Genomic DNA, 21702 nt, shown 5'->3' with positions numbered 1-21702 from the left:
GACGAGTAATTACTGCAAAGGAGTGAAACGGGATGCCCGGTACCAGAAAACTCGGCCGGACCAGCGATCACCGCAACGCTATGCTGCGCGCTATGGTCACCTACCTGTTTGAAAACGGCAAAATCGAAACCACCGTTACCCGTGCCAAGGAAGTTCGTTCTATGGCCGAAAAGATGGTAACCCTCGGTAAGAAGGAAGATCTGCATTCTAAGCGCCAGGTCTTCTCCTACATCACCAAGGAGACTGTTGCCAAGAAAGTAATCGACGAGTACGGCCCCAAGTATGCCGACCGTAACGGCGGTTACACCCGCATCATCAAGATCGGCGCTCGCCGTGGCGACGCCGCTGAGATGGCAATCATCGAGCTGGTTTGATTTTACATTAAGCTAAGCTAAAAGCCCCCCGCTTTGTGTGCACAGAGCGGGGGGCTTTTGCTATTTTGAGGCGGCCCAAAAGCCACTGGGATGCTCCCAGGAGTTGTTTGGGGCAGATGTTCGTTGATTTAAAACCACTGGCCTGGCATACAATAGAAAATCAGTGGTAAAATGCGCAGCAATGCTGTGACCATGGAGTGGAATAGGCTAATTGTAAGCAAAAAAGCTGTATTTGCCAGACTGGGGCCGAAAAGCTGCACAGAAAGTGAAGCTGATGCAAACTCACTGGAGAAAAATAGGGATAAAGCGGCACAATGCGTTGCTGCGATTGTTCTGCTGCCAGCAAAGAAATTAGAAAAGCATCGTAAAAGGAAAGTTAAGTGATTGCTTTAAAGGCGAGAAAATGTTTGGGCAGAGAGTAAATTGCCAGGATTACTGACAGCAGGCAGAATCCTGGAGCAAAGTGGTGTACAAAAGAGAAATAAAACACAGAAAATCAAAGAAAAACCTATTAAAAATACAGGAAAAAGCTGCGGAATCTTGACGCAGAGGGGTATAGTTTTTATAATTAAAATGTTGCTTGAAAGAAGGCAGCGCCGCCAGTGCAAAAAACAAGGAGATACCGATGAAATAAAGCGGTTGCTGCCTTGAAAACTGGGGATAGAATTACAAAAAGGGGTGTTGATGGGTATGAAACCATTGATTTTACAATCTGACTTTGGCCGGGCGGATGGTGCGGTAAGCGCCATGTACGGCGTGGCCGAAGGTGTGTGCGACCAACTGCGTGTGTTCGATTTGACCCATGATATCCCTCAATACGATATTTGGGAAGCAAGCTACCGCTTGATTCAAACCGTTCAGTACTGGCCCCAGGGCAGTGTGTTTGTGAGCGTGGTGGACCCTGGTGTGGGTACAGACCGGCGGAGTATTGTGGCTAAAACCGCAGGGGGCCAGTACATTGTTACGCCCGATAACGGCACACTGACCCACATTAAACGGATGTGCGGCATTACCGAGGCCCGTATCATTGACGAGGAACGCAACCGTCTGCCCAATTCTGGCGAAAGCTACACATTCCATGGCCGTGATATTTACGCCTTTACCGGCGCCCGGCTGGCAAGTGGTGTGATTTCCTGGGAGGAAGTGGGCCCCTCCATCGATCCGGAGAGCATTGTGGAACTGGCTGTGGTGGATGCCGTGTGCGAAGACGATGTGGTAAGCGGCACCATTGATGTGCTGGATGTGCGCTTTGGCAGTTTGTGGAGCAACATCCCCCGCACGCTGTTTCAGCAGTTGGGTGTGACCCATGGCCAGCGGGTGGAAATTACCATTCGCAACGATACCCGTATGTTGTACAAAAACATTATGCTGTACGCCAAAAGTTTTGCGGATGTATCTCTGGGTGAACCCCTTCTGTATGTGAACAGCCTGGACAACATGGCGGTTGCCATCAACCAGGGCAGCTTTGCCCGTGCTTATAACATTGGCACCGGAACCAACTGGCGCATTGAGCTGCGCCGTGCTCCACGGGTCATTTACGAATAAGCATAACTGGCTGTCAAAACCGCAGTGTTTTGGTGCGCTGCGGTGGAATATAAAAAGAAAGAGGATGGAAAACAATGAAAAAGATGTCGGTAAAAACTGTGGTGGCCATTGGCATTGGTGCAGCGCTGTTTTTTGTGCTGGGCCGCTTTGTGGCAATTCCTGTACCCCTGGTGCCCAACACCACCTTTAACTTGCAGTATGGCATTCTGGGCCTGTTTGCGGCTATGTTTGGCCCGGTGGCCGGCCTTTTGATTGGTTTTGTAGGCCACACCCTCATTGACCTGAGCTGGGGCAGCCCCTGGTGGAGCTGGATTTTGGCCAGTGGCGTTTTTGGTTTGCTGGTGGGTTTGCTGACCAGCAAACTGGATTTGGAAAGCGGCGAGTTTGGCAAAAAAGAAATCATCACCTTTAACCTGGCTCAGGTGGCAGCTCATCTGGTGGCTTGGGTTCTGGTGGCTCCCTGCCTGGATGTGGTGGTGTATGCCGAAAAAATGTCCAAGGTAGTAACCCAGGGTATCACCGCCGGCATTTTGAATGCAGTGACCACCGGTATTGTAGGCACGCTGCTGATGCTGGCTTATTCCAAAAGCCGTACCAAGCGCGGTTCTCTGGATAAAGAGTAAAAAATGGCCCGGCCCCTGCTGGTGCAAAAAACGCTGGCAGGGGTATTCAGGCGTCTGCAAGCGGGACGGCAGCCTTTGAAAGGCACGCCCCGCTTTATTTGAGTTTAGAACGGATAGGAGGGAACAAGCCATGCGGCAGCCCATTATTGAATTCAAAGACTTTGGCTTTCAGTACGATGCCCAGGCAAAGCCCACATTGTACGACATCAATCTGGCCATTTACCCCGGAGAAAAGGTACTGATTGTTGGCCCTTCCGGCAGCGGTAAAAGTACCCTGGCCAGCTGCATCAACGGCTTGGTTCCCTTTAGTTATCCTGGTAAATGCACCGGCCGGTTAACTGTGGCCGGTGTGGATGCGGCTAAAAGCAGTTTGTTTGAACTTTCCAATTATGTGGGCACCGTTTTGCAGGACCCGGATGGTCAGTTCATTGGTTTGACGGTGGCAGAGGATATTGCCTTTGCACTGGAGAACGATATGGTGCCGGAACCTGAGATGAAAAAAATTGTGGAGCAGGTGGCAGGTCTGGTGGACTTGCAGCAGCACCTGCACCACGCTCCCCATGCTCTTTCCGGTGGGCAAAAGCAGCGGGTAAGCCTGGCAGGCGTAATGGTGGATGATGTACAGATTTTGCTGTTTGACGAACCCTTAGCCAGCTTGGACCCAGCCACCGGAAAGCAGACCATTGAATTGATTGATTCCATCCAAAAGCGCAGTGGTGCGGCAGTGGTCATTATTGAGCACCGACTGGAAGATGTGCTCTGGCGGCATGTGGATCGCATCGTGCTGGTGTGGGAAGGCCGCATTCTGGCCGATACCACCCCCAACGAACTGCTGGCAGGCAGTCTGCTGCAGCAGGCCGGCATTCGTGAGCCGCTGTACCTGACGGCACTGAAGTATGCAGGCGTGGAGATTACCCCCCAGAAAGCGCCAGCCTATCTGGAGGAACTGGCGCTCACCCAGCAGGACAAGGCCAAGGTACGCAGTTGGTTCCACAGCATGGAAGATGCTCCCAAAACAGAGGGACGGCCGGAGCTTCTGAAGGTGGAGGATTTGACCTTTGGATATGAAGAAGGGCAGACCAACCTGGAGCATGTAAGCTTTACCGTGCACAAGGGCGAAATGGTGAGCATTGTTGGCCGCAACGGTGCAGGAAAAAGCACCCTTTCCAAGCTGATTTGTGGGTTTGAAACCCCCACCAGTGGCCGCATTCTGCTGAATGGCCGTGATTTGGCACAGGATACCATCAAAGAGCGGGCTGCTCATGTGGGCTATGTGATGCAGAACCCCAACCAGATGCTTTCCAAGCCTATGATTTGGGATGAGGTGGAGCTGGGTTTGCTGCAAACGGATTTGACCTCCGAGGAGCGTACCCAGAGAGTGGAAGAAACCCTCAAGATTTGTGGCTTGTACCCTTTTCGGAATTGGCCTGTTTCCGCCCTTTCCTTTGGGCAAAAAAAGCGTGTGACCATTGCCAGCGTTCTGGTGATGAACCCGGAAATTATTATTCTGGACGAGCCTACCGCCGGTCAGGATTTCCGCCATTACACCGAAATTATGGAGTTTTTGCGGGGCCTCAATCAGGCTGGTGTCACCGTACTGATGATTACCCACGATATGCACCTGATGCAGGAATACACCCACCGGGCTTTGGTGTTTGCAAACAAACGGCTGATTCATGACGGTACAGCGGTGGAAGCCCTCACCCAGCCCCAGCTGGTGCAGGCTGCCAGCCTGAAGGAAACCAGCCTGTTCGGTCTGGCTCAGCAGTGCGGTTTGGAGCAGCCCGAAGCCTTTGTACAACGGTTTATTGATTACGACAGGCAGGTGAGAGACCATGAGTAAGAATGCAGCCTTGAGCTATCTGCCCCGCAAGTCGGTGGTGCATGGCTTGACCGGTACAGCAAAGCTGGCCTTCTTTTTGCTGTGGAGCACCGCAGCGATGCTCACCTATGACACCAGGCTTCTGCTGGCCATGACCTTGGGCGGCATGGGATTGTTTGCTCTCAGCCGCATTCGTTTTTCCGAAGTGCGGGACGCTTTGCTGTTTATGATGGTACTAGTAGTGCTGAACCTGACGGCTCTCTATCTGTTTGCGCCGGACCAGGGCACCCAGATTTACGGCACCAGAACCGTGTTGGCTCATCTGTTTTGGCGGTATGACATTACGGTGGAGACGCTGTTTTACCTGGCAAACTTCTTTTTAAAGTACAGTGCGGTGATTCCTGTGGCGCTGCTCTTTGTGCTGGCAACCAACCCCAGCGAGTTTGCAGCCAGCCTAGCAGGCATTGGCGTGAGTTATAAAGTGGGGTATGCGGTGGCCCTGGCCCTGCGCTATATCCCGGATATTCAGCGGGATTTCCATAACATCAGCCAGGCACAGCAGGCCAGAGGCATTGATTTGAGCAGTAAGGATAAAACCTTTACCCGCCTCAAAAACTCTGCGGCCATTCTGTTGCCCTTGGTAATGGCCAGCTTATCCCGCATTGAAACTATTTCCAATGCCATGGAGCTGCGTGGCTTTGGAAAGCACAAAAAGCGCAGCTGGTATATGCAGCGGCCCTTTAAAAAGGAAGATTGGCTGGCCTTGGCCTTGGCTGTGGGGTTGTTGCTTGTAAGTGTTGGGCTGATTGTGTTGCAGGGCAGCCGGTTTTTTAACCCATTCCAATAAGCAGGCATCACCTGATAAGAAACGAAAAACAAGATAGATAACTCCTTTAAATCCCCCATCCACCACCAGGAAGATGGGGGATTTTCGCAGCGAATTGATGCCTAGATTTATTACAAATTGGATTTTTTAGACGGATTAATACAAAAAACCTTGAAAGAATATCCGATTAAAAGTATTAAATTAATTGAATTATACTTAATGTATCAAAAAGATGTAACGAGGGGCGCACACAAGCAAGCCGGTTTATACAAAGCTGACCAATAAGGCTAGCCAATAAAGTTGGCCAATGAGACCAGCCAACGAGACCAGCCAACGAGACCAGCCGACGAGACCAGTCAACAAGACTGGCCGACGAGACCAGCCGACAAGACCAGCCAACGAGACCAGCCAACAAGGCTGGCCAACAAGATTGGCCGACATGGATGAGCAAAAAGACCGGCCAAACGAGACAGGCCAACAAAGCTGGCCAACACTGACTAAGAAGGCCATCCAACAACACGGAGAGATTACCGGAGCACCAAACCCACAGAAATGTTCGGTACTGCATATTGGAAAGTGCACCGGAAAAAATAAGCAATAAACTTTTGGCAAGGCGGGCAGGGCATGGGGCTGGAAAAGCAACCGGGCAGAAGGATTGGCTGGAGAATGAAGCCTCTCTGCCGGGCAAGCCCTGCCGCTGCACTTGCAGGCGATTGGCTGCACAAAACGGTAAGTGGAGTGCAGCGCAAGGTTTGCTGTATTGGCGGGTTGAAGCGCACCATCAGGCAGGGCAGCCCCAGTACCGGGATCAGGCAGTGGCTCCAACGAGAGACTTTTGGGCAAAACGCATAGTTTTTGCCCTGTAACACACTCTAACAAAGTCAAGCCGCAGAAAATACAGGAAACCGCCAATTTTGCTGGAATTCATCGTAAAATGTATGTTAATATGGAATTGAATCGAAAGTGCGTCTTTTTGTAAGACGAGCAAACATGTACACAACACGAAGGAGCGTTACAACCATGTATCAGTCCAATGATGCAGAAATTCTGACCGGCAACAACGGGGTAGCCCAGCTGGGCCTGATTGCTACTCCTGGCGCCCAGGAACTCACCGCTTTGATTGACCGCCATCTGGTAGAGTGGGCAAAAGAAAAAGGTGTGCAGAAGGATACCTTCATCATTCCCAGCGAGTGCCCCCGTTTTTCTTCCGGCGACGGCAAGGGTGTTATCCGGGAGAGCGTCCGTGGTGCCGATTTGTACTTTGTGGTGGATGTGGGCAACTACAACTGCAAATACAAGATGTTTGGTCATGAAAACTGCATGAGCCCCGATGACCATTATCAGGACCTGAAGCGCCTGATTCAGGCCGCTTCCGGCAAGGCTCACCGCATTACCGTTATCATGCCTCTGCTGTACGGCAGCCGTCAGCATCGCCGTGCCTACCGTGAAAGCCTGGACTGCGCTTACGCTTTGCAGGAGCTGCAGAGCATGGGCGTGCAGAACATCATCACCTTTGATGCACACGACCCTCGTGTTTCCAACGCTGTACCCCTGATGGGTATGGACAATGTAATGCCCACCTATCAGGTGCTGAAGGCAATGTTCCGTGACCTGGAAGGCTTTAAGCCTGACCGTGAGAATTTCATGGTTATCAGCCCGGACGAAGGCGCCATCAACCGCAATATGTACTACTCCAGCGTGCTGGGTGTAAACCTGGGTATGTTCTACAAGCGCCGTGACTACTCCCGTGTAATCAACGGCCGTAACCCCATTGTTGCCCATGAGTACCTGGGTGAGAGCGTGGAAGGCAAGGATGTATTCATTGCCGATGACATCATCTCCTCCGGCGAGAGCATGCTGGACCTGGGCTACGAGCTGAAGAAGCGTGGCGCAAAGCGGATTTTCTGCTATGCAACCTACACCATCTTCACCAACGGCCTCACCGAGTTTGACCGTGCCTACAAGGAAGGCATCATCAACGGCGTGTTTGGTACCAACCTGACCTACCGCACCCCGGACCTGCTGAGCCGTGAGTGGTTCCACGAAGTGGATGTTTCCAAGTACATCGCTTACTTTGTGGAGGCTATCAACCACGACATGAGCGTGGGCGAGATCATCGATCCGCACAGCAAGATTGACGCTCTGCTGAAAAAGCACGGCGTAAAGTAAGTTCAATTTTCGTTGAATCATAAGCGACCGGCCCAACACTGCGGAGCCATTGGCGGCAGTGTTGGGCCGGTTCCGCTTTTGTGGCCGGGAATTTCCCAGCGGCAGACGGGGCGTTCCAGGCATATTGGCAAAAGGAGAAATCGTTTTATGGAAATCAGTATCCTGCTTGTGGAGCAGATTGTGCAGTTGTTTTTAATGATTTTGCTGGGCTGGGTGTTGGGCCGTGCCCATATTGTGGACCGTGCAGGCAGCAGGGCTTTGTCTCAGGTGGTTTTGTATGGAGTTATGCCCTGTGTCACCCTGAATGCATTTCAGAAGGAGGTAACTCCCCAAGCGGTACAGGGGCTTTTGTTTGCGGGAGCAGCTGCTGTGCTGGCTCATCTGGTAATGGCACTGGTGACCGCAGCAGGCAGATATATCTTTAAGCTCAACTCGATGGAGCAGTGCTCGGTGTTTTACTCCAATGCAGGAAATTTGATTCTGCCCATTGTTGGGTATGTTCTGGGCCAGGAGTGGCTGCTGTACGCCTTTGCGTTTATTGTGGTGCAGCAGCTGGTACTGTGGACCCATGGCAAAAGCGCCATGAGCCAGAGCAAAAGTTTTTGCTGGCAGGACCTTGTGAAAAATGTAAACCTTATTGCAGTGGCAATAAGCCTGCTTTTGTTTGTGCTGGGCATCCGGCTGCCCAGCCTGATTAGCCAGACTGCAACCTCCATTGGCGCACTGTTTGCACCCATGAGCATGATTGTAACCGGCGTGCTGCTGTCCACCATGGACCTGAAACAGGTGTTCGGTACGGGGCGGGTGTACCTGGTAAGTGCCCTGCGGCTGCTGATTTGCCCGGTACTCACCATTCTGGCCATGAAGGCGATTGGTATGGCAGGCTGGGTAGAGAATGGCTCCATGCTGCTTTTGGTGGTGCTGTTTGCCACCATGACCCCGGCGGCCTCCACCATTGTGCAGATGGCCCAGGTGTACGACAACCAGCCACAGGAGGCCAGCAAAATCAATGTGATGACCACCCTGCTGTGTATCATCACAATGCCCTTGATGGTATTTTTGTACCAGTATTTGATGGGATAATATATAGCTTCAGCCACCCTTTCTGGAAAGTAATTTTTTGGAGGGTGGCTGTTTTTTTGCGGCATTTTCATAAAAATGACTTAGGTCGGTTTTTGCCGAGGGCTGTAATAAACCAATACAAAATAAGAAAAAACCGCATAACACCGGGATTTTTTGAAGGTTGCAACATCATTGGCAGGGCGGCGAAGAAATGAATGACAAACAACAAATGGGCAGAGCCATACAAGAAAGAATCCATCAAAACAAATAAAATGACCTAAGTCATTTTTAAACAAAACCACTTTTCTGTTTGCGCCGTGACCTGTGGCATGGCGTGAAGAATGCGGCAAAAAAGCCACCCTGTCTGCCCAAAGGCAAACCGGGTGGCTTAAAACGAACCGACTTAGTCGGTGGCTGTGGCCCAGGTAAGATCCAGGACGGGGCCAAAGGGGTTGAACACTACCCCCTTTATGTTGGGGGCCAGCAGTAGGGCCTGTTGTTCATACCATAGGGGATAGACGCTGTACTGGTCCATAAGCAGCTTCTCGCAAGCGGAAATCTGCCCGGCTGCAGTTTGACTGGCAGAATTCACCCCTTCCATTGCCTGGTCAAAGGTTGAATCCACAAGGCCGGTCCAGGCGCCTGCGGCAAAGGTTTTGAGCATGGCTGCGGCACTGTTGCTGGTGGAAGTAAGAGGAACCAGTGCAATTTGGTAGCTGCCTGTTTGCAGGGCTTGCTCCAGTTCCTGCTGGGTTACCTGCTTGAGTGAGAAATAGGCAGAAAATGCACCTAAATCCTGCTGCCACTGCTGGTTCAGCTGGCTGACCATCTCCTGGACGGATTGGTTTTGCGGCATTAAAATTTGAATGTTATCAAACCGGGTCAGACCGCTGCTTTCCAGCCCCTGGCGGCAGAGTTCCCTCACATTGCTCACTGCGGCGGGCAGAATGGTACCGGCTTGCTGCCGGTAACTGGTGCTTTGCACCGTGACCGAAGGCGGGATAAGCCCCTCGGCCACAGAAAAATCTGCACTAAGGTTTACGGTGGCCTGCTGGATGCTGCTGATAAGGGCTTGCCGAACAGCAGGGGAGGAGAGCTGCGGCTCCTGCGTGTTGAACACCAAAGCCCAGGTGGTGGTGGTGAAAGGTATGGTGGTAAGCCCCTGGGCACTGCTGACGGAACCAATGCCGCCGCTTGCCTCACCATCCAGAATGCGCTGGGCAGGGCTGGGTACTGTCACCTGGCTGTCGCTGCTGCTGGAGACGGATTGAGCCGCAGAGGAGGCCGCAAGGGATTCCTCGTCTAATACCAGCCGCAGGCTGGCAATCTGGCTGCCGGTTGCGTTGCGGCGCAAAAACAGGCCGTTCTCGTTCCAGTTGTACATGTAAAACCAGCCGTTGGCAAGGGTGTACTGAGCACTCAAACCGTAGGAGCCGCCGCTGGCCTCAAAAAATTCCTGATTGCAGGGCATGGCACCGGGACTGGCCAGTTTGGATAAAAAATCTGCATCCGGCTGGGCAAGGCGAATGACCACCGTGCGGTCATCGGGTGCAGTAATGCCCAAGGTAGAAGCAGGAGCTTCGCCGGCCATAACCTGGGCAGCACCCTGGATGTTTGCAAACAGCTGGGCATAGGGGCTGTTTGTTTGGGGCATGAGGGTGCGCTGCAATCCAAACACAAAGTCTTTAGCGGTAAGCTCATATTCCTTGGTGTGCTTTTTGAGTTTTGTGTAAGATAAATCGCTGCGCAAAACAAAGGTATAGGTTAGGCCGTCGGTGCTGAGGGTATAGCTTTCGGCACAGTCCAGAACGGGAGTGTTGGTTTCGTCCATGCGGGTAAGGCCCCGGTACAGGTTGGTAACGGCGATGATTTCCTGGCTGGTGTTGGCCATTTGAGGGTCCAGGTTTGCGGGAACGCTGGACACTTTCCAGGTAAAGCTGCTGCTGGATCCGGAACAGCCGGTAAGCAGAAGGCCCAGTGTAAGTGCTGCACAAAGGGCCAGTGAGAGGATTCGTTTTTTCATATCGATCAATGCCTTTCAGAGCAAAAATACTTGTGAACAGGAATACTGCCGTGCAGGCTGGGGCCTGAAGGCGATATCCTGTTTTATCCTATCAAAAAAACACACAAAACTCAAATAATGTACCATAAAATACGCAGAAATTTTCAAAAAATTCACAGGATGGTTTTGCCAGAGCAAACATCGTGCTGCAAGGGGATGAAACGATACTGGTGCTTTTGGTTGCGCAGTGGCGCAAAAGTGACTATAATAGCAAAAGAATTGATTTTAAAAGGGGCGTTGATGCAAGATGCAGAAGGATCGGCAGAAGCTGGCGGAATTTGTGAAGGGCAAAAAGGTGGCGTTTATTGGGGCGGGCGTAAGCCATAAAACCCTGATTGGCCAGTTTTGCCAGATGGGGGCAAAGGTTACCCTGTGCGACCAGAAATCCCTGGAACAGTTTGGGGAGTATGGCCAGCATCTGCAGCAGCTGGGGGTAACCCTCAGCCTGGGAGAAGGCTATCTGGATGGGCTGGCTGGGCAGGACATTATTCTGCGCACACCAGGCTTTGAATATTTTACCCCCCAGCTGCTGCAGGCCAAGGCTGACGGCAGCCTTGTTACCAGCGAGATGGAGCTGTTTTTTGAGTACTGCCCCTGTGAAATTACAGCGGTAACAGGGTCCGATGGTAAAACCACCACCACCAGCCTGATTGCAGCCATGTTTGAGGCAGCGGGCCGCAAAGTGCACCTGGGCGGCAACATCGGCCGGGCACTGCTGCCCATTCTGGATGAAATCGACCCGGCGGATGAGGCCGTGGTGGAGCTTTCCAGCTTTCAGCTCATCAGCATGCGCACCAGCCCCCGTGTGGCGGTGGTTACCAATGTGACCCCCAACCACCTGGACCACCACAAGGATATGCAGGAATATGTGGACGCCAAGCGGAACATTCTGCTGTGGCAGGACGCAGGCTGCCGGGCTGTACTGGGGTACGAAAATGACATCACCCGTGAGATGGCCCGGGACTGCAAGGGCCAGCAATGCTGGTTTACCCGCCTTCAGCCCACCGAAAATGGCGCTTTTTTACGCCAGGACGGTATGCTGTGCATGGCAGAGAATGGCACTTTGACCCCCATCCTGCACAAGGATGCCATCAAGCTGCGGGGTGTGCACAACATCGAAAATCTGCTGGCTGCCATTGCAGCGGTGTGGGGCCGGGTGCCGGTATCCGCCATGGAGCAGGTAGGCTCCACCTTCACCGGTGTGGAACACCGCATCGAGCCGGTGCGCCTGCTGAACGGGGTGCAGTGGTACAACGATTCCATTGCATCCAGCCCCACCCGCACCATTGCGGGCCTGCGGAGCTTTGAGCAAAAAATCATTGTAATTGCAGGCGGCTACGACAAAAAAATTCCCTACGAGCCTCTGGCACCGGAACTGCTCAAACACGCAAAGGTGCTGGTGCTGATGGGCCAGACCGGGCCCAAAATTGAACAGGCGGTGCGCAGCTGCCCTGGTTTTGAGGAAAGCGGTCTGAAAATTCTGCACGCAAAGGATATGCAGCAGGCAGTGCAGCTGGCGTACCAAACCGCCCAGCCGGGGGATGTGGTCAGCCTTTCGCCTGCTTCTGCCAGCTTTGATTTGTACCCGAACTTTGAGATGCGTGGCCGTCACTTTAAGGAACTGGTGAATGCCCTGTGATTGGCACCGTCACCACCGATGCCCAGCGTATGCAGGTGATGCAGGCCCTTGGGCAGGCAGACCCCAGCCCGGTGGTTTGCGAGCTGGCCAGCCGTTTTGTGGTGTTTGGCAGTTTGCCGGGTTCTCCCTGGCAGTTTTGCACCGGCGCACCGGGGCAACGGCCTCTGGCGCTGGGGGTGCGGGGCAAAAGCGCCCTGCTGGCAGGCTGGGCCCAGCCGGAGGAGCTGGCCAGCTGCCTGGAATTTTTAGGCGTGGACCAGCTGCGGACGGCGGGCACAGTGCCCAAGGGCTGGCAGTGTGCCAAGCCCTTGGTGGCCATGAAGCTGCACACACCCCGGCCCCAGCCCATGCCAAAGGAGATACAGCTGGAACAGCAGCCCTCTTTGTGGCAGGTGGCCCAGCTGATGGCTGCCAGTGATAGCTTTGCAGGCCAAAGCCAGCAGGTGCTGGATGAACTATACAGCGAAATGTGCACCCTGTGCAACCATGGGGCAGGGCGTATCTGGGCAGTGCGTCAGGCAGACCAGCTGGCGGCTGTTGCAGGGGCCTGGGGCCTTTGGGAAGGCTGTGCGTATCTGTCCGGGGTAGAGACAATACCCCATAGGCGGCATCAGGGGCTGGCCAGCTGGCTTACCGTCCAGCTGGCCGCCCATCTGCAGGGGGAGGGCTTTCAGGTGGAGCTGCTTTGCAGCCCGGCCCTCCAACCCTTTTACACGCGCCTGGGCTTTGCCCCGGCGGGTGAGGGCGGCATTTACAGGCCACCCACTACTACTATATCGACCAAAGGATGAAGAAATACATGATTGAGCAGTTTTTTGAAATCAGTCCCTTTTACCAGCAGCTGGACAAGCAGGCTATGGAGCTGTGCAAGCCCCACTTTGAAGCGGTGGATGCCATTCGGGATTACAACCAGGTGAAGATGCTGAAAGCCTTTACCGACAACCGGGTAGCCGCCACCCACATGATGGGCAGCACCGGGTATGGCTACGATGACGCAGGCCGTGACCGTCTGGACGAGGTATTTGCCCAGGTGGTGGGAGCGGAGGATGCTCTGTGCCGCAGCCATTTCCTTTCCGGCACCCATGCCCTGACGGTGGCCTTGTTTGGTCTGCTTCGTGCAGGGGATACTCTGCTGGCCGCCACCGGCCGCCCTTACGACACCCTGGAAGGTGTCATTGGCATTGGGGATGCTGGCAAGGGATTTGGCACCCTGGCAGAATATGGCGTAGCCTACGATGAAGCACCTCTCAAGGAGGATGGAATGCCGGATTACCAGCTGATTGCCCAGAAGGCTGTGGGAGCAACGGTCTGCCACATCCAGCGCAGCCGGGGTTACTCCAGCCGCTGCGCCTTTGACCTGGAAACCATCGGCAAGGTGATTGCCACCGCCAAGCAGGCAAACCCGGATATTGTGGTGATGGTGGATAACTGCTATGGCGAGTTTACCCAGACGGCAGAACCCACCAGCGTGGGAGCAGATTTGATTGTGGGCAGCCTGATTAAAAACGCAGGCGGCGGCATTGCACCCACCGGCGGTTATGTAGCAGGCCGGCGGGATTTGGTGGAAAAGTGCGCCCACCGGCTTACCGCACCCGGCACCGGCCGGGAGCTGGGCTGCACGCTGGATAGCCTGCGGCAGCTTTACCTTGGCCTGTACTATGCACCGGGCGTAACGGCCGAGGCAATTAAAACCAGCATCTATGCCAGCTGCCTGCTGGAACTGCTGGGCAAAAATCCCCTGCCCCGGTATACCGAGCCCCGCAACGATATTATTACCAGTTTTGAAACCGGCGACCCCCAGGCCATGGTGGCCTTCTGCCAGGGCATTCAGGCTGGCAGCCCGGTGGATAGCTATGTAAGCCCGGAACCCTACGCCATGCCCGGCTATACCAGCGAGGTGATTATGGCCGCCGGTGCCTTTACCAACGGCAGCAGCATTGAACTGAGCTGTGACGGCCCCATGCGTCCCCCCTATACCGTGTATTTGCAGGGTGGCCTCAATTTTGCTGCCAGCCGTGCAGGCATTCTCACGGCAGTGCAGCGGGCCTTTGGCCAGCCGGACGCTCAATAACCGGTTGTTTTTAGACCAGGCAATAAAAAATATCCCCCGATGCAGCTGGCATCGGGGGATGTTTGCTTATAAGATGAAGTTTTAAAAATAGGCGGGGAACTGGGAACGGATGGCGAGCTCATCCCAATGAAAGCGTTCCAGATGCAGCTCCATGGCCTGGCGGGCAGCTTGGGCATCCTGCCGCTGGAGGGCTTGCAGAATAGCCTGGTGGTCCTGTACAATCTTGAGTTCCTTTACACTCTCCAGGCTCATGCGGCGGATGCGGTCCAGATGAATGGAGGTTGCCTTCATCAGCTGGAATGCCTGGGGCTTTTGGGCAATCTGAAACAGTTGGGCATGAAAAGCGTCGTCCAGTTCCAGAAGTTTTTGGTTAGAGTGGCTGTTCAGATAAAAATGTTGCAGCCGAACACTTTCTTCCAGCTGGGCCAGGTCTTGCGAGGTGGCCATGGTGCAGGCCAGTTCCACCACAGCACACTCCAATACCCGGCGGATGAAGGCTGCTTCCTCCACCAGTTCATAGGAGATGGGGGTTACAAGGGTTCGTTTTTGGGGGGCAATTTCCACCACTCGGCTTTTGGCCAGCTCAATCAGTGCTTCCCGTACGGGTGTACGGGAGAGGCCAAGCTGTTGTGCCAGCTCGTTTTCGCTGATTTGGCTGCCAGGAGCCAGGTTCAAATTTACAATGTTTTCGGTTAGGGTGCGAAGGGCGTATTCCCGGCCACTTTCCCGGGTGAGCCGTTCCAATAATTGCATCCTTTTGCCTCCTGCTTAAAAAATGCCATGGCAAGGGCAGGCAGCCCTCAGCTAAGATGGCGCTGCAAGGTGGCCCGCACGGCACCGGGGCCTGCGACCAGTTCCTTGACCATGCTTTCAATTTTATCGCCAAGGCCCAGTGCTGTCAAATCGCAGCCAAACACCACCGGATTGCTAAGGATGGCATCCAGTTTGCCTTCAACGGTATCCGGCTGGCCCAGCTTAATGCCTGCCAGCTGCTGCTGCAGGGTTTGCAGCATGGGGTCGGCACTGCATTCCATGGGCTGGCCGTTGTCGTCCACTGCCAGCAGGTACCGCAGCCAGCCTGCAATGGCAAGGGGGATGCAGTGCAGCTGCTGCACATCCAGATCAGGGCGAGCGGCATAGGCCTTAATGGTTTCGCCAAAGCGGATGGGCACCTTCTGGCTGGTATCGGTGGCAATGCGCTGGGGCATATCCGGGATAAAGGGGTTGGGCAGCCGCAGCTCCAGTACCTCCTTCAAAAATGCTTCCGGGCTAAGGATTTTGGGGTCCACCACAACGGGCAGACCTTCTTTAAGTCCAATGCCCCAAACCAGGCTGCGCAGTTCCGGGTCCTGCATTTCCGCTGCAATGCTGGTGTACCCCAGCAGGCAGCCGTACACAGCCAGGGCGGTATGCAGGGGGTTCAGGCAGGTGGTAACTTTCATGCGCTCGGTGTCGTTCACCGTGTTGCGGTCGGTCATAAACACGCCGGCTTTTTCCAGCGGGGGGCGTCCATTGGGGAAACGGTCCTCCACCACCAGGTACTGGGGAATTTCGGCATTTACAAAGGGAGCAATAAAGGTATTGCGGGAGGTGACCAGAGCAGCCATGTTTTCAATGCCTGCCTGGGCCAATGCCTGTTCCACCACAGGGGCGGGGCGGGGAGTGATTTTGTCAATCATGGACCAGGGGAATGAGACCTGAGTCTCGTCCTCCAGCCAGGTCACAAAGTCCTGGCTCACAAAGCCCCGCTGTGCCCACTGGCGTGCCACGGTGGTAATGCTGGAACGGAGCTTTTCGCCGTTGTGGGAGCAGTTGTCCATGCTTACAAGAGCCAGGGGAGCGGCACCCTGTTTAAAACGCTCCAGCAGCAGGGCGCACACCAGGCTCATGGCATGGCTGCACTGGCTGGGGCCTGCCTCAAAGTCTGCCAGCACAGAGGGGAAGAACTGGCCCTCCAGATTGGTGAGGGCGTAGCCCTTTTCGGTGATGGTAAAGCTTACCATCTGCAAAGAAGGAGCCTGAAAAATATGGCACAGCTGCTGCCAGTCCTGGGCAAAGGCGGGAGTGGCCCGCAGCCCCTTTGCCACCGAGGCCACCACGCTTTTTTCCATGGTCCCTTCGGGGGTGAGGTTCACCAGCAGGGTCATGGAATCAAAGGGGGTGTAAATTTTTTCGATGATGTCAAAATCAAAGGTATCTGCTGCAACAATGCCCTGTTCCACCAGACCCTGCTCCAGCAAATCCTGCTGAAGCTTGGCGATGAAACCACGAAAGATGTTTCCGGCACCAAAATGCACCCAGGTGGGGGCTATTTGGGTGGCTGCGGTCATGGCCTTCCAGTCAAACTTGGGCAGACGCACTCCGGCCTTCTGCCAGTCCTCTGTTTGCTGAATGCCTGCATACGAAAGCTGCATAAGAATGTTCCTCCTTAACGGGACGATTTTTGAATGGCCTCCCACAGGCCGTTCAGGTAGGTGGCACCCAGAGCACGGTCATACAGTCCGTAGCCGGGGCGGCCCTGCTCGTTCCAGATCATGCGGCCATGGTCGGGCCGGATGTAGGTGTTGGGGCAGGTATCATGGATGGCTTTCATGATTTCGAACATATCCAAATCGCCATCAGCAGACAGGTGAGAAGCCTCCCGGAATTTATGATAACCTAAATGCTTTACATTACGCACATGCATGGCACCGATTCGATTGAGGGAGCCAAAGTGCCGGATGATGGCTGGAATGTCGTTGTCCGGGTTGGAGCCAAGGGAACCGGTGCACAGGCAGATGGCGTTGGAAGGGGAGTCGTACAGCTGAATGATTTTGTCAAAATCCTCCTTGCTGTGGGCGATGCGGGGCAGACCAAAGATAGGCCAGGCCGGGTCGTCCGGGTGGCAGGCCATCACGATGCCGCATTCCTCACAGGTGGGGATAATGCCCTCCAAAAAGTAACGGTAGTTGGCCCGCAAATCGTCTGGAGAGATGGACTGGTACCGCTGCAAGGTGGCTTCCAGCTCGGCCAGACGCTCCGGCTCCCAGCCGGGCAGGGTAAAGCCGTTGCTCTGGTCCATGGTATTGCGCACCAAATCCAGCGGAGTCATGCTGCCCAGGTCTTTTTCATCAAAGTACAGGCTGTTGGAGCCATCTTCGGGGATTACCCGTGCCAGATCGGTGCGCAACCAGTCGAATACCGGCATAAAGTTATAGATAATCACCTTGACACCGAATTTTGCCAGATTGCGAATGGTGGTGCAGTAGTTGGCGATGTAAGCATCCCGGCTGGGCAGACCCATCTTGATGTCCTCGTGCACATTTACCGATTCAATTACTTCGCACTCCAGGCCAGCCGCTTGTATCTGGTGGATGTAGGCGGCAATTTCCTCCTCGGTCCACACTTCGCCGGCGGCTTTGTAATCCAGTACACCCATTACACCGCTCATGCCGGGAATCTGGCGAATTTGCGAAAGGCTGACGGCATCGCTTTCGGCACCGTACCAGCGGAAGGTCATTTTCATTTAAAAATCCTCCTTGCACTTCAAAACCTGCTTGCCATGGTTTTCTTTGCCCCAAATCCGGAACAATCAAGCAAGCCAATAGCTTTAGTATAGCTTGTAGACGGTGAATTGTCTACTAGTATACAAGATTGCTTTTGTAAAAAAATCACATCAAACTTTGTGCAGATTTGCCGATGGAATGGGGCAAAGCGGCTGCCAGCAAAAAAGCCGGATACAGCGTTTGCCCACAAAGCAGGATACAAAAACGATACAAAACTGAGTATAATGAAACCCGTGAGGTGGAATGAATGAGCTGCATATTGATGATAGAAGATGAACAGTCCATTGGTCAGATGGTTAAAATGTGCCTGAGCAAGCATGGGTATCTGTGCGATGTAGCCGGAGATGGGGCGCAAGCCACAGGATTGCTGGAACAAAAACGATACGACTTGATTCTGCTGGATATTATGCTGCCGGATATGAATGGCTACGAGCTGCTGGAATACATAAAGGAATTTGAAATTCCGGTGATATTTGTAACAGCAAAAACCGCTGTGCAGGACCGGGTAAAAGGCTTGCGCCTTGGAGCAGAAGATTACATTACAAAACCCTTTGATTTGCAGGAACTGCTTGCCAGGATTGAAACAGTGCTGCGCCGTTACCAAAAAGGTCAAACGACACTTACCCTGGGCAAAATCCAGGTAAATACATTGTGCAGAGCAGTGGAGCTGGACGGAACCCCCGTTCCACTGCCCGCCAAGGAATATGATTTGTTGCTGTTTTTAATACGCAACAAAAATATTGCCCTTTACCGGGAAACCATTTACGAGCAGGTATGGCAGGAGCCTTATCTGGGCAACACCAGAACCATAGACCTGCACATCCAGCGGTTGAAAAAGAAACTGGAACTGGGCGATGCCATCGAAACCATTTATAAGGTGGGCTATCGGCTGAATGAGGAGAAGCTTCCATGAAACTATCTCTGAAATTTTTTTGCGCGGCCTATACCTTGGTCTTGTTTTCGGTGGGGGTTGCAGGTGTGCTGATGCAAAACCACAACAGCAATGCCCTGTGGAGGATGCAGCGCCAGCAGGCCGAGCTGGAGGTGCGGTACCTGGTGGATTGTTTTGAAGCTATGCTCATGATTGATTTCCTTAATCTGGAGCAGCAAAGGGTGGAGCAGGCGGTACAGAGCCTGACACAAAACAGCAACATGGCAGATGTGGTGCTCTATACCCAAGCAACGGTGCCCTCACTGGCATTTCAGCTGGAAAAGGGACAGGGAGTTTCTCGTTTTGTGCAGCAGCAAAATCAAATTTTTCTGGAATCCATCTACAAAGTGGAGGATAGCGGACAGGGCTGGTATCTGGCCATGTATTGCGACTTTACGCCTTTGCGCCAACAGGCAAACTCCTTTTGGGTGAACTACCGGTTTGTGGCCATTGGCGTTTCGCTCATGAGTGGATTGCTGCTGTTTGCCCTTACCCGGCAGATTGTAAAACCTTTAAATCAGGTGCTCAAGATTACCGATGAAATTGCAGGGGGCAGTTACGGCAAAAAAGTTCGTGTAAAAACCTCGGATCAGGAAATTGCAAACCTTGCGTCCAGCATTAACCTGATGTCCCAGGCGGTGGAGCAAACAGTTGACCAGCTGAAAGAGGAAGCAGAGAAGCGAAAGCTTTTTGTGGCGGACTTTACCCATGAATTAAAAACCCCCATGACCGCTATTCTGGGCTATGCCCAGATGCTGGACGCTTATCCCTTGGAAGAACAGGAGCGGAAGCAGGCGGCGCAGGCAATTTATCGGGAGAGTAAACGGCTGGAGCAGCTTTCGTTGCAGTTGCTGGATTTGTATGCCCTGCAAAACAGCACGGCTGCTTTAGAACCATTGGAGGTAAGCCAGCTTGCAGAGCAGCTGGAAGTAACCCTGCGGCAGCTTTCGCAAAAATATCAGGTGGATTTTGAGGTGAATTTTCAGCAGGCTGTTGTAATGGGCAACGAGGTGCTGCTGCTTTCGCTGCTGTACAATCTGGCAGACAATGCCTTTAAGGCTTCTGCACCAGGGGGCAGGATTTTGCTTTACACCCGTATGCAGCAGCATGAGGTACAGGTGTTTGTACAGGACTGGGGCCGGGGAATTCAGCCAGAAAATCTGAACTTTATTACCGAACCGTTTTTTCGTGAGGATAAAGCACGCTCCCGGCGGAATGGAGAAGCTGGCCTTGGGCTTGCCCTGTGCAAGGAGATTGCAGGCCTTCATGGTACACAGCTTTGCTTTGAAAGCCAGCCAGGCAGGGGGACGCGGGTGTCCTTTATGCTGGCTAAGAAAGGAGAGCAGCCATGAGTTATGCAAAAACCGTGGGGGCATTGGCCGTGCTGGTGGTGCTTACCCTTTGCGTTGCGGTACTGCCCCAGTGGCTGTTTAATCAATCCGCAGAGGCGCTGGCCAGTGAGCCAACCTACTGGAACCATAGCGGCCTTACCAATGTGGAGCTGACCTGTGAGCAGGTAGCAAAAGCCTATGCAGAAGGCTTGATTTGGTATGATGACTGGAACCAGACCCGAAACCTGACAGAAGAAGGGGAAATACGAGCTGTAAAAGAGGATGCACAGCAGGTAATGGAAGAAATTTTTGGCAGCCAGTCGCTAATATACCAGCAATTTTCGGAGGCCTTGCAGGCACAGGATTTTTCCTGTGCGGAGACAAGGATGCTGGTGTCTGTTGATCGGATGCCTGTGGGGATAAAAGTAATGTATGTGGAGTTTGTGCAGCAAAACGGCACCGAAAAATCGGCCATGTTATATGAGGAACGCACTAAAACGCTGCTGAACCTTCGGTGCCTGTCGCCCCAGGAGCAGGCCCAGCAGATGGCCCAGTCGGTGGAGTGTTATGCCCTGGAGACCCTGAAGCTGAACGGAGCATTTGAAGTTAGGATACATCAGTCGGTTCAGTCACAGCGGTGGGGGGTGGAATTTGTTTTGCAGCAAGAATCCATAAATCCCTGAAATCCCGCAGAAATTTACAAATATGATACAACTATGCGAAGATTGCGATACATGGCCCTCGTATCATAAACAAAACGATAACGGGGGATTGATGAAAGCATGAAGCGTTTGAAAAGATTGTTTTGTATCGTATTGGTTGCAGCGGCTGCTGTATTTTTATGGCAGCGAATGGGCGGCAAAGAAGATAAGCTTTTGGCGGTGCCCGCATTAAGCCAGTATCCCCAGCTGCCCACCGGCTGCGAAGCCACAGCGGCCACCATGGTGCTGCAATATTATGGAAGCAGCATTACACCAGAGGAATTTGCCAGCAGCTGGCTTGAGTGCGATGGGGGATTTTATACCGACCAAGGAGTAACCTATGGGCCGGACCCCAGTGTGGTGTTTGCGGGCGATCCTTTTTCCAGCTATTCTTACGGGTGTTTTGCAGAACCTATTGCACAAGCAGTGAATAACAACAGCACAGAGTACAAGGCTAAGACCATTTACGGAAAAAGTCTGAGCTCCCTTTGCAATCGATACATAGATCAGGGGCAGCCTCTTTTGATTTGGGCCACCATGAAGATGCGGGAACCTCAGGTAGGCAACTCGTGGTATCTGAGTGATGGCACCTATTTTACCTGGACGGCAGGAGAGCACTGCCTGGTTTTGGTGGGGTACGACGAGAACAACTACCTATTGAACGACCCTCAAACAGGCAGTGTGGTTGCCTACCCAAAAGAAGTGGTGCAGGCAAGATTTGATTCGTTGGGCTCTCAGGCGGTGTGCATCTCGTTCCGATAAAATGCTAGCCTTGGCCAGAGCTTGCACAAACCCTGTGAGCGGCTGCAGGGGCAGTAAAACAGGCTGCAAAGTTAGCTAACGGCAAAAAACCATCCAGAGCATGGCCTCTGGATGGTTCAGCCTGTCGAAAAAGGTCGCCAAAAGGCGGCCTTTTTCTCGTATCATGGAAGAAAATGGGGTATAATGGTGTAGGGTGATAAAAATGCTGGTAAAGAACACAGAAAATCGAGGACAGCTGG

At 53.3% G+C, this 21702-nt stretch carries 19 protein-coding genes; 15 read left to right on the top strand and 4 right to left on the bottom strand.

Annotation, left to right across the window (positions count from 1 at the left end):
- Window positions 1-32: 32 nt before the first annotated feature.
- From rplQ to ACH2EM_RS03440, 8 genes are all read left to right on the top strand, one after another.
- The gene (gene rplQ / locus ACH2EM_RS03475) at window positions 33-374 is read left to right on the top strand and encodes a 50S ribosomal protein L17 (protein ID WP_058965276.1); all 342 of its coding nucleotides are present in this window, start codon (window positions 33-35) and stop codon (window positions 372-374) included.
- Between the two features lie 423 nt (window positions 375-797).
- A complete protein-coding gene (locus tag ACH2EM_RS03470; RefSeq protein ID WP_395150689.1) occupies window positions 798-1025 on the top strand; it encodes a hypothetical protein in 228 nt (75 codons plus the stop codon).
- A 39-nt stretch (window positions 1026-1064) separates the two neighbouring features.
- The gene (locus ACH2EM_RS03465; protein ID WP_395150688.1) at window positions 1065-1919 is read left to right on the top strand and encodes an S-adenosyl-l-methionine hydroxide adenosyltransferase family protein; all 855 of its coding nucleotides are present in this window, start codon (window positions 1065-1067) and stop codon (window positions 1917-1919) included.
- A 74-nt stretch (window positions 1920-1993) separates the two neighbouring features.
- Window positions 1994-2542, top strand: a complete 549-nt coding sequence (locus tag ACH2EM_RS03460) for an ECF-type riboflavin transporter substrate-binding protein (RefSeq protein ID WP_395150687.1) — start codon at window positions 1994-1996, stop codon at window positions 2540-2542.
- 130 nt (window positions 2543-2672) lie between these two features.
- Entirely contained in the window at window positions 2673-4385 is a 1713-nt protein-coding gene (locus tag ACH2EM_RS03455) for an ABC transporter ATP-binding protein (protein ID WP_395150686.1), read from the top strand.
- On the top strand, window positions 4378-5211 hold the full coding sequence (locus tag ACH2EM_RS03450) for an energy-coupling factor transporter transmembrane component T family protein (RefSeq protein ID WP_395150684.1): 834 nt from the start codon (window positions 4378-4380) through the stop codon (window positions 5209-5211). The genes ACH2EM_RS03455 and ACH2EM_RS03450 overlap by 8 nt, the downstream gene beginning before the upstream one ends.
- A 999-nt stretch (window positions 5212-6210) precedes the next feature.
- Window positions 6211-7359 carry a ribose-phosphate pyrophosphokinase gene (locus tag ACH2EM_RS03445; RefSeq protein ID WP_395150683.1) on the top strand — a complete coding sequence of 383 codons (1149 nt, stop codon included), beginning with the start codon at window positions 6211-6213 and terminating at the stop codon, window positions 7357-7359.
- Between the two features lie 147 nt (window positions 7360-7506).
- On the top strand, window positions 7507-8442 hold the full coding sequence (locus ACH2EM_RS03440; RefSeq protein WP_395150681.1) for an AEC family transporter: 936 nt from the start codon (window positions 7507-7509) through the stop codon (window positions 8440-8442).
- Window positions 8443-8824: 382 nt separating this feature from the next.
- Here ACH2EM_RS03440 and ACH2EM_RS03435 read toward each other — a convergent pair whose 3' ends face one another.
- Window positions 8825-10444, bottom strand: coding sequence for a peptide ABC transporter substrate-binding protein (locus ACH2EM_RS03435; protein ID WP_395150680.1), 1620 nt, complete (start codon window positions 10442-10444; stop codon window positions 8825-8827).
- Window positions 10445-10730: 286 nt separating this feature from the next.
- Between ACH2EM_RS03435 and murD the strand changes: the two genes are divergently transcribed.
- The 3 genes from murD to ACH2EM_RS03420 are packed head-to-tail and all read left to right on the top strand — an operon-like array spanning window position 10731 to window position 14193.
- Complete coding sequence (murD, locus tag ACH2EM_RS03430; protein ID WP_395150679.1) at window positions 10731-12122, top strand: UDP-N-acetylmuramoyl-L-alanine--D-glutamate ligase; 1392 nt, start codon at window positions 10731-10733, stop codon at window positions 12120-12122.
- Window positions 12119-12913 (top strand): GNAT family N-acetyltransferase, encoded by a 795-nt coding sequence (locus tag ACH2EM_RS03425; RefSeq protein WP_395150678.1) that lies wholly within the window; start codon window positions 12119-12121, stop codon window positions 12911-12913. Before murD ends, ACH2EM_RS03425 begins: the two co-directional genes overlap by 4 nt.
- An 8-nt stretch (window positions 12914-12921) precedes the next feature.
- Entirely contained in the window at window positions 12922-14193 is a 1272-nt protein-coding gene (locus ACH2EM_RS03420) for an aminotransferase class I/II-fold pyridoxal phosphate-dependent enzyme (protein ID WP_395150677.1), read from the top strand.
- Window positions 14194-14274: 81 nt separating this feature from the next.
- Here ACH2EM_RS03420 and ACH2EM_RS03415 read toward each other — a convergent pair whose 3' ends face one another.
- The 3 genes from ACH2EM_RS03415 to uxuA are packed head-to-tail and all read right to left on the bottom strand — an operon-like array spanning window position 14275 to window position 17698.
- Complete coding sequence (locus ACH2EM_RS03415) at window positions 14275-14946, bottom strand: GntR family transcriptional regulator (protein ID WP_395150675.1); 672 nt, start codon at window positions 14944-14946, stop codon at window positions 14275-14277.
- A 47-nt stretch (window positions 14947-14993) separates the two neighbouring features.
- Window positions 14994-16607 carry a mannitol dehydrogenase family protein gene (locus ACH2EM_RS03410; RefSeq protein ID WP_395150674.1) on the bottom strand — a complete coding sequence of 538 codons (1614 nt, stop codon included), beginning with the start codon at window positions 16605-16607 and terminating at the stop codon, window positions 14994-14996.
- Between the two features lie 14 nt (window positions 16608-16621).
- Window positions 16622-17698: a mannonate dehydratase gene (gene uxuA / locus ACH2EM_RS03405; RefSeq protein WP_395150673.1), complete on the bottom strand. Its 1077-nt coding sequence runs from the start codon at window positions 17696-17698 to the stop codon at window positions 16622-16624.
- Between the two features lie 287 nt (window positions 17699-17985).
- Here uxuA and ACH2EM_RS03400 point away from each other — a divergent pair, with 287 nt between their 5' ends.
- From ACH2EM_RS03400 to ACH2EM_RS03385, 4 genes are all read left to right on the top strand, one after another.
- The gene (locus ACH2EM_RS03400; RefSeq protein WP_395150672.1) at window positions 17986-18651 is read left to right on the top strand and encodes a response regulator transcription factor; all 666 of its coding nucleotides are present in this window, start codon (window positions 17986-17988) and stop codon (window positions 18649-18651) included.
- A complete protein-coding gene (locus ACH2EM_RS03395) occupies window positions 18648-20021 on the top strand; it encodes a sensor histidine kinase (protein WP_395150671.1) in 1374 nt (457 codons plus the stop codon). Before ACH2EM_RS03400 ends, ACH2EM_RS03395 begins: the two co-directional genes overlap by 4 nt.
- Window positions 20018-20683, top strand: coding sequence for a hypothetical protein (locus tag ACH2EM_RS03390; RefSeq protein ID WP_395150670.1), 666 nt, complete (start codon window positions 20018-20020; stop codon window positions 20681-20683). Before ACH2EM_RS03395 ends, ACH2EM_RS03390 begins: the two co-directional genes overlap by 4 nt.
- Before the next feature lie 99 nt (window positions 20684-20782).
- Window positions 20783-21463 carry a C39 family peptidase gene (locus tag ACH2EM_RS03385; RefSeq protein ID WP_395150669.1) on the top strand — a complete coding sequence of 227 codons (681 nt, stop codon included), beginning with the start codon at window positions 20783-20785 and terminating at the stop codon, window positions 21461-21463.
- Window positions 21464-21702: the final 239 nt, after the last annotated feature.

This window comes from uncultured Allofournierella sp. (assembly GCA_944382705.1).
Classification (GTDB): domain Bacteria; phylum Bacillota; class Clostridia; order Oscillospirales; family Ruminococcaceae; genus Allofournierella.
This window is presented reverse-complemented; position numbering and strand designations above follow the sequence as displayed.

What these genes read in the sequence shown, in the direction of transcription:
- ACH2EM_RS03385 (WP_395150669.1), top strand. Translation starts at nt 20,783, where the DNA reads ATGAAGCGTTTGAAAAGATTGTTTTGTATCGTATTGGTTGCAGCGGCT.
- ACH2EM_RS03435 (WP_395150680.1), bottom strand. Translation starts at nt 10,444, where the DNA reads ATGAAAAAACGAATCCTCTCACTGGCCCTTTGTGCAGCACTTACACTG.
- ACH2EM_RS03420 (WP_395150677.1), top strand. Translation starts at nt 12,922, where the DNA reads ATGATTGAGCAGTTTTTTGAAATCAGTCCCTTTTACCAGCAGCTGGAC.
- ACH2EM_RS03390 (WP_395150670.1), top strand. Translation starts at nt 20,018, where the DNA reads ATGAGTTATGCAAAAACCGTGGGGGCATTGGCCGTGCTGGTGGTGCTT.
- ACH2EM_RS03440 (WP_395150681.1), top strand. Translation starts at nt 7,507, where the DNA reads ATGGAAATCAGTATCCTGCTTGTGGAGCAGATTGTGCAGTTGTTTTTA.
- uxuA (WP_395150673.1), bottom strand. Translation starts at nt 17,698, where the DNA reads ATGAAAATGACCTTCCGCTGGTACGGTGCCGAAAGCGATGCCGTCAGC.
- ACH2EM_RS03410 (WP_395150674.1), bottom strand. Translation starts at nt 16,607, where the DNA reads ATGCAGCTTTCGTATGCAGGCATTCAGCAAACAGAGGACTGGCAGAAG.
- ACH2EM_RS03395 (WP_395150671.1), top strand. Translation starts at nt 18,648, where the DNA reads ATGAAACTATCTCTGAAATTTTTTTGCGCGGCCTATACCTTGGTCTTG.
- ACH2EM_RS03460 (WP_395150687.1), top strand. Translation starts at nt 1,994, where the DNA reads ATGAAAAAGATGTCGGTAAAAACTGTGGTGGCCATTGGCATTGGTGCA.
- ACH2EM_RS03455 (WP_395150686.1), top strand. Translation starts at nt 2,673, where the DNA reads ATGCGGCAGCCCATTATTGAATTCAAAGACTTTGGCTTTCAGTACGAT.
- ACH2EM_RS03465 (WP_395150688.1), top strand. Translation starts at nt 1,065, where the DNA reads ATGAAACCATTGATTTTACAATCTGACTTTGGCCGGGCGGATGGTGCG.
- ACH2EM_RS03415 (WP_395150675.1), bottom strand. Translation starts at nt 14,946, where the DNA reads ATGCAATTATTGGAACGGCTCACCCGGGAAAGTGGCCGGGAATACGCC.
- ACH2EM_RS03450 (WP_395150684.1), top strand. Translation starts at nt 4,378, where the DNA reads ATGAGTAAGAATGCAGCCTTGAGCTATCTGCCCCGCAAGTCGGTGGTG.
- rplQ (WP_058965276.1), top strand. Translation starts at nt 33, where the DNA reads ATGCCCGGTACCAGAAAACTCGGCCGGACCAGCGATCACCGCAACGCT.
- ACH2EM_RS03445 (WP_395150683.1), top strand. Translation starts at nt 6,211, where the DNA reads ATGTATCAGTCCAATGATGCAGAAATTCTGACCGGCAACAACGGGGTA.
- murD (WP_395150679.1), top strand. Translation starts at nt 10,731, where the DNA reads ATGCAGAAGGATCGGCAGAAGCTGGCGGAATTTGTGAAGGGCAAAAAG.
- ACH2EM_RS03400 (WP_395150672.1), top strand. Translation starts at nt 17,986, where the DNA reads ATGAGCTGCATATTGATGATAGAAGATGAACAGTCCATTGGTCAGATG.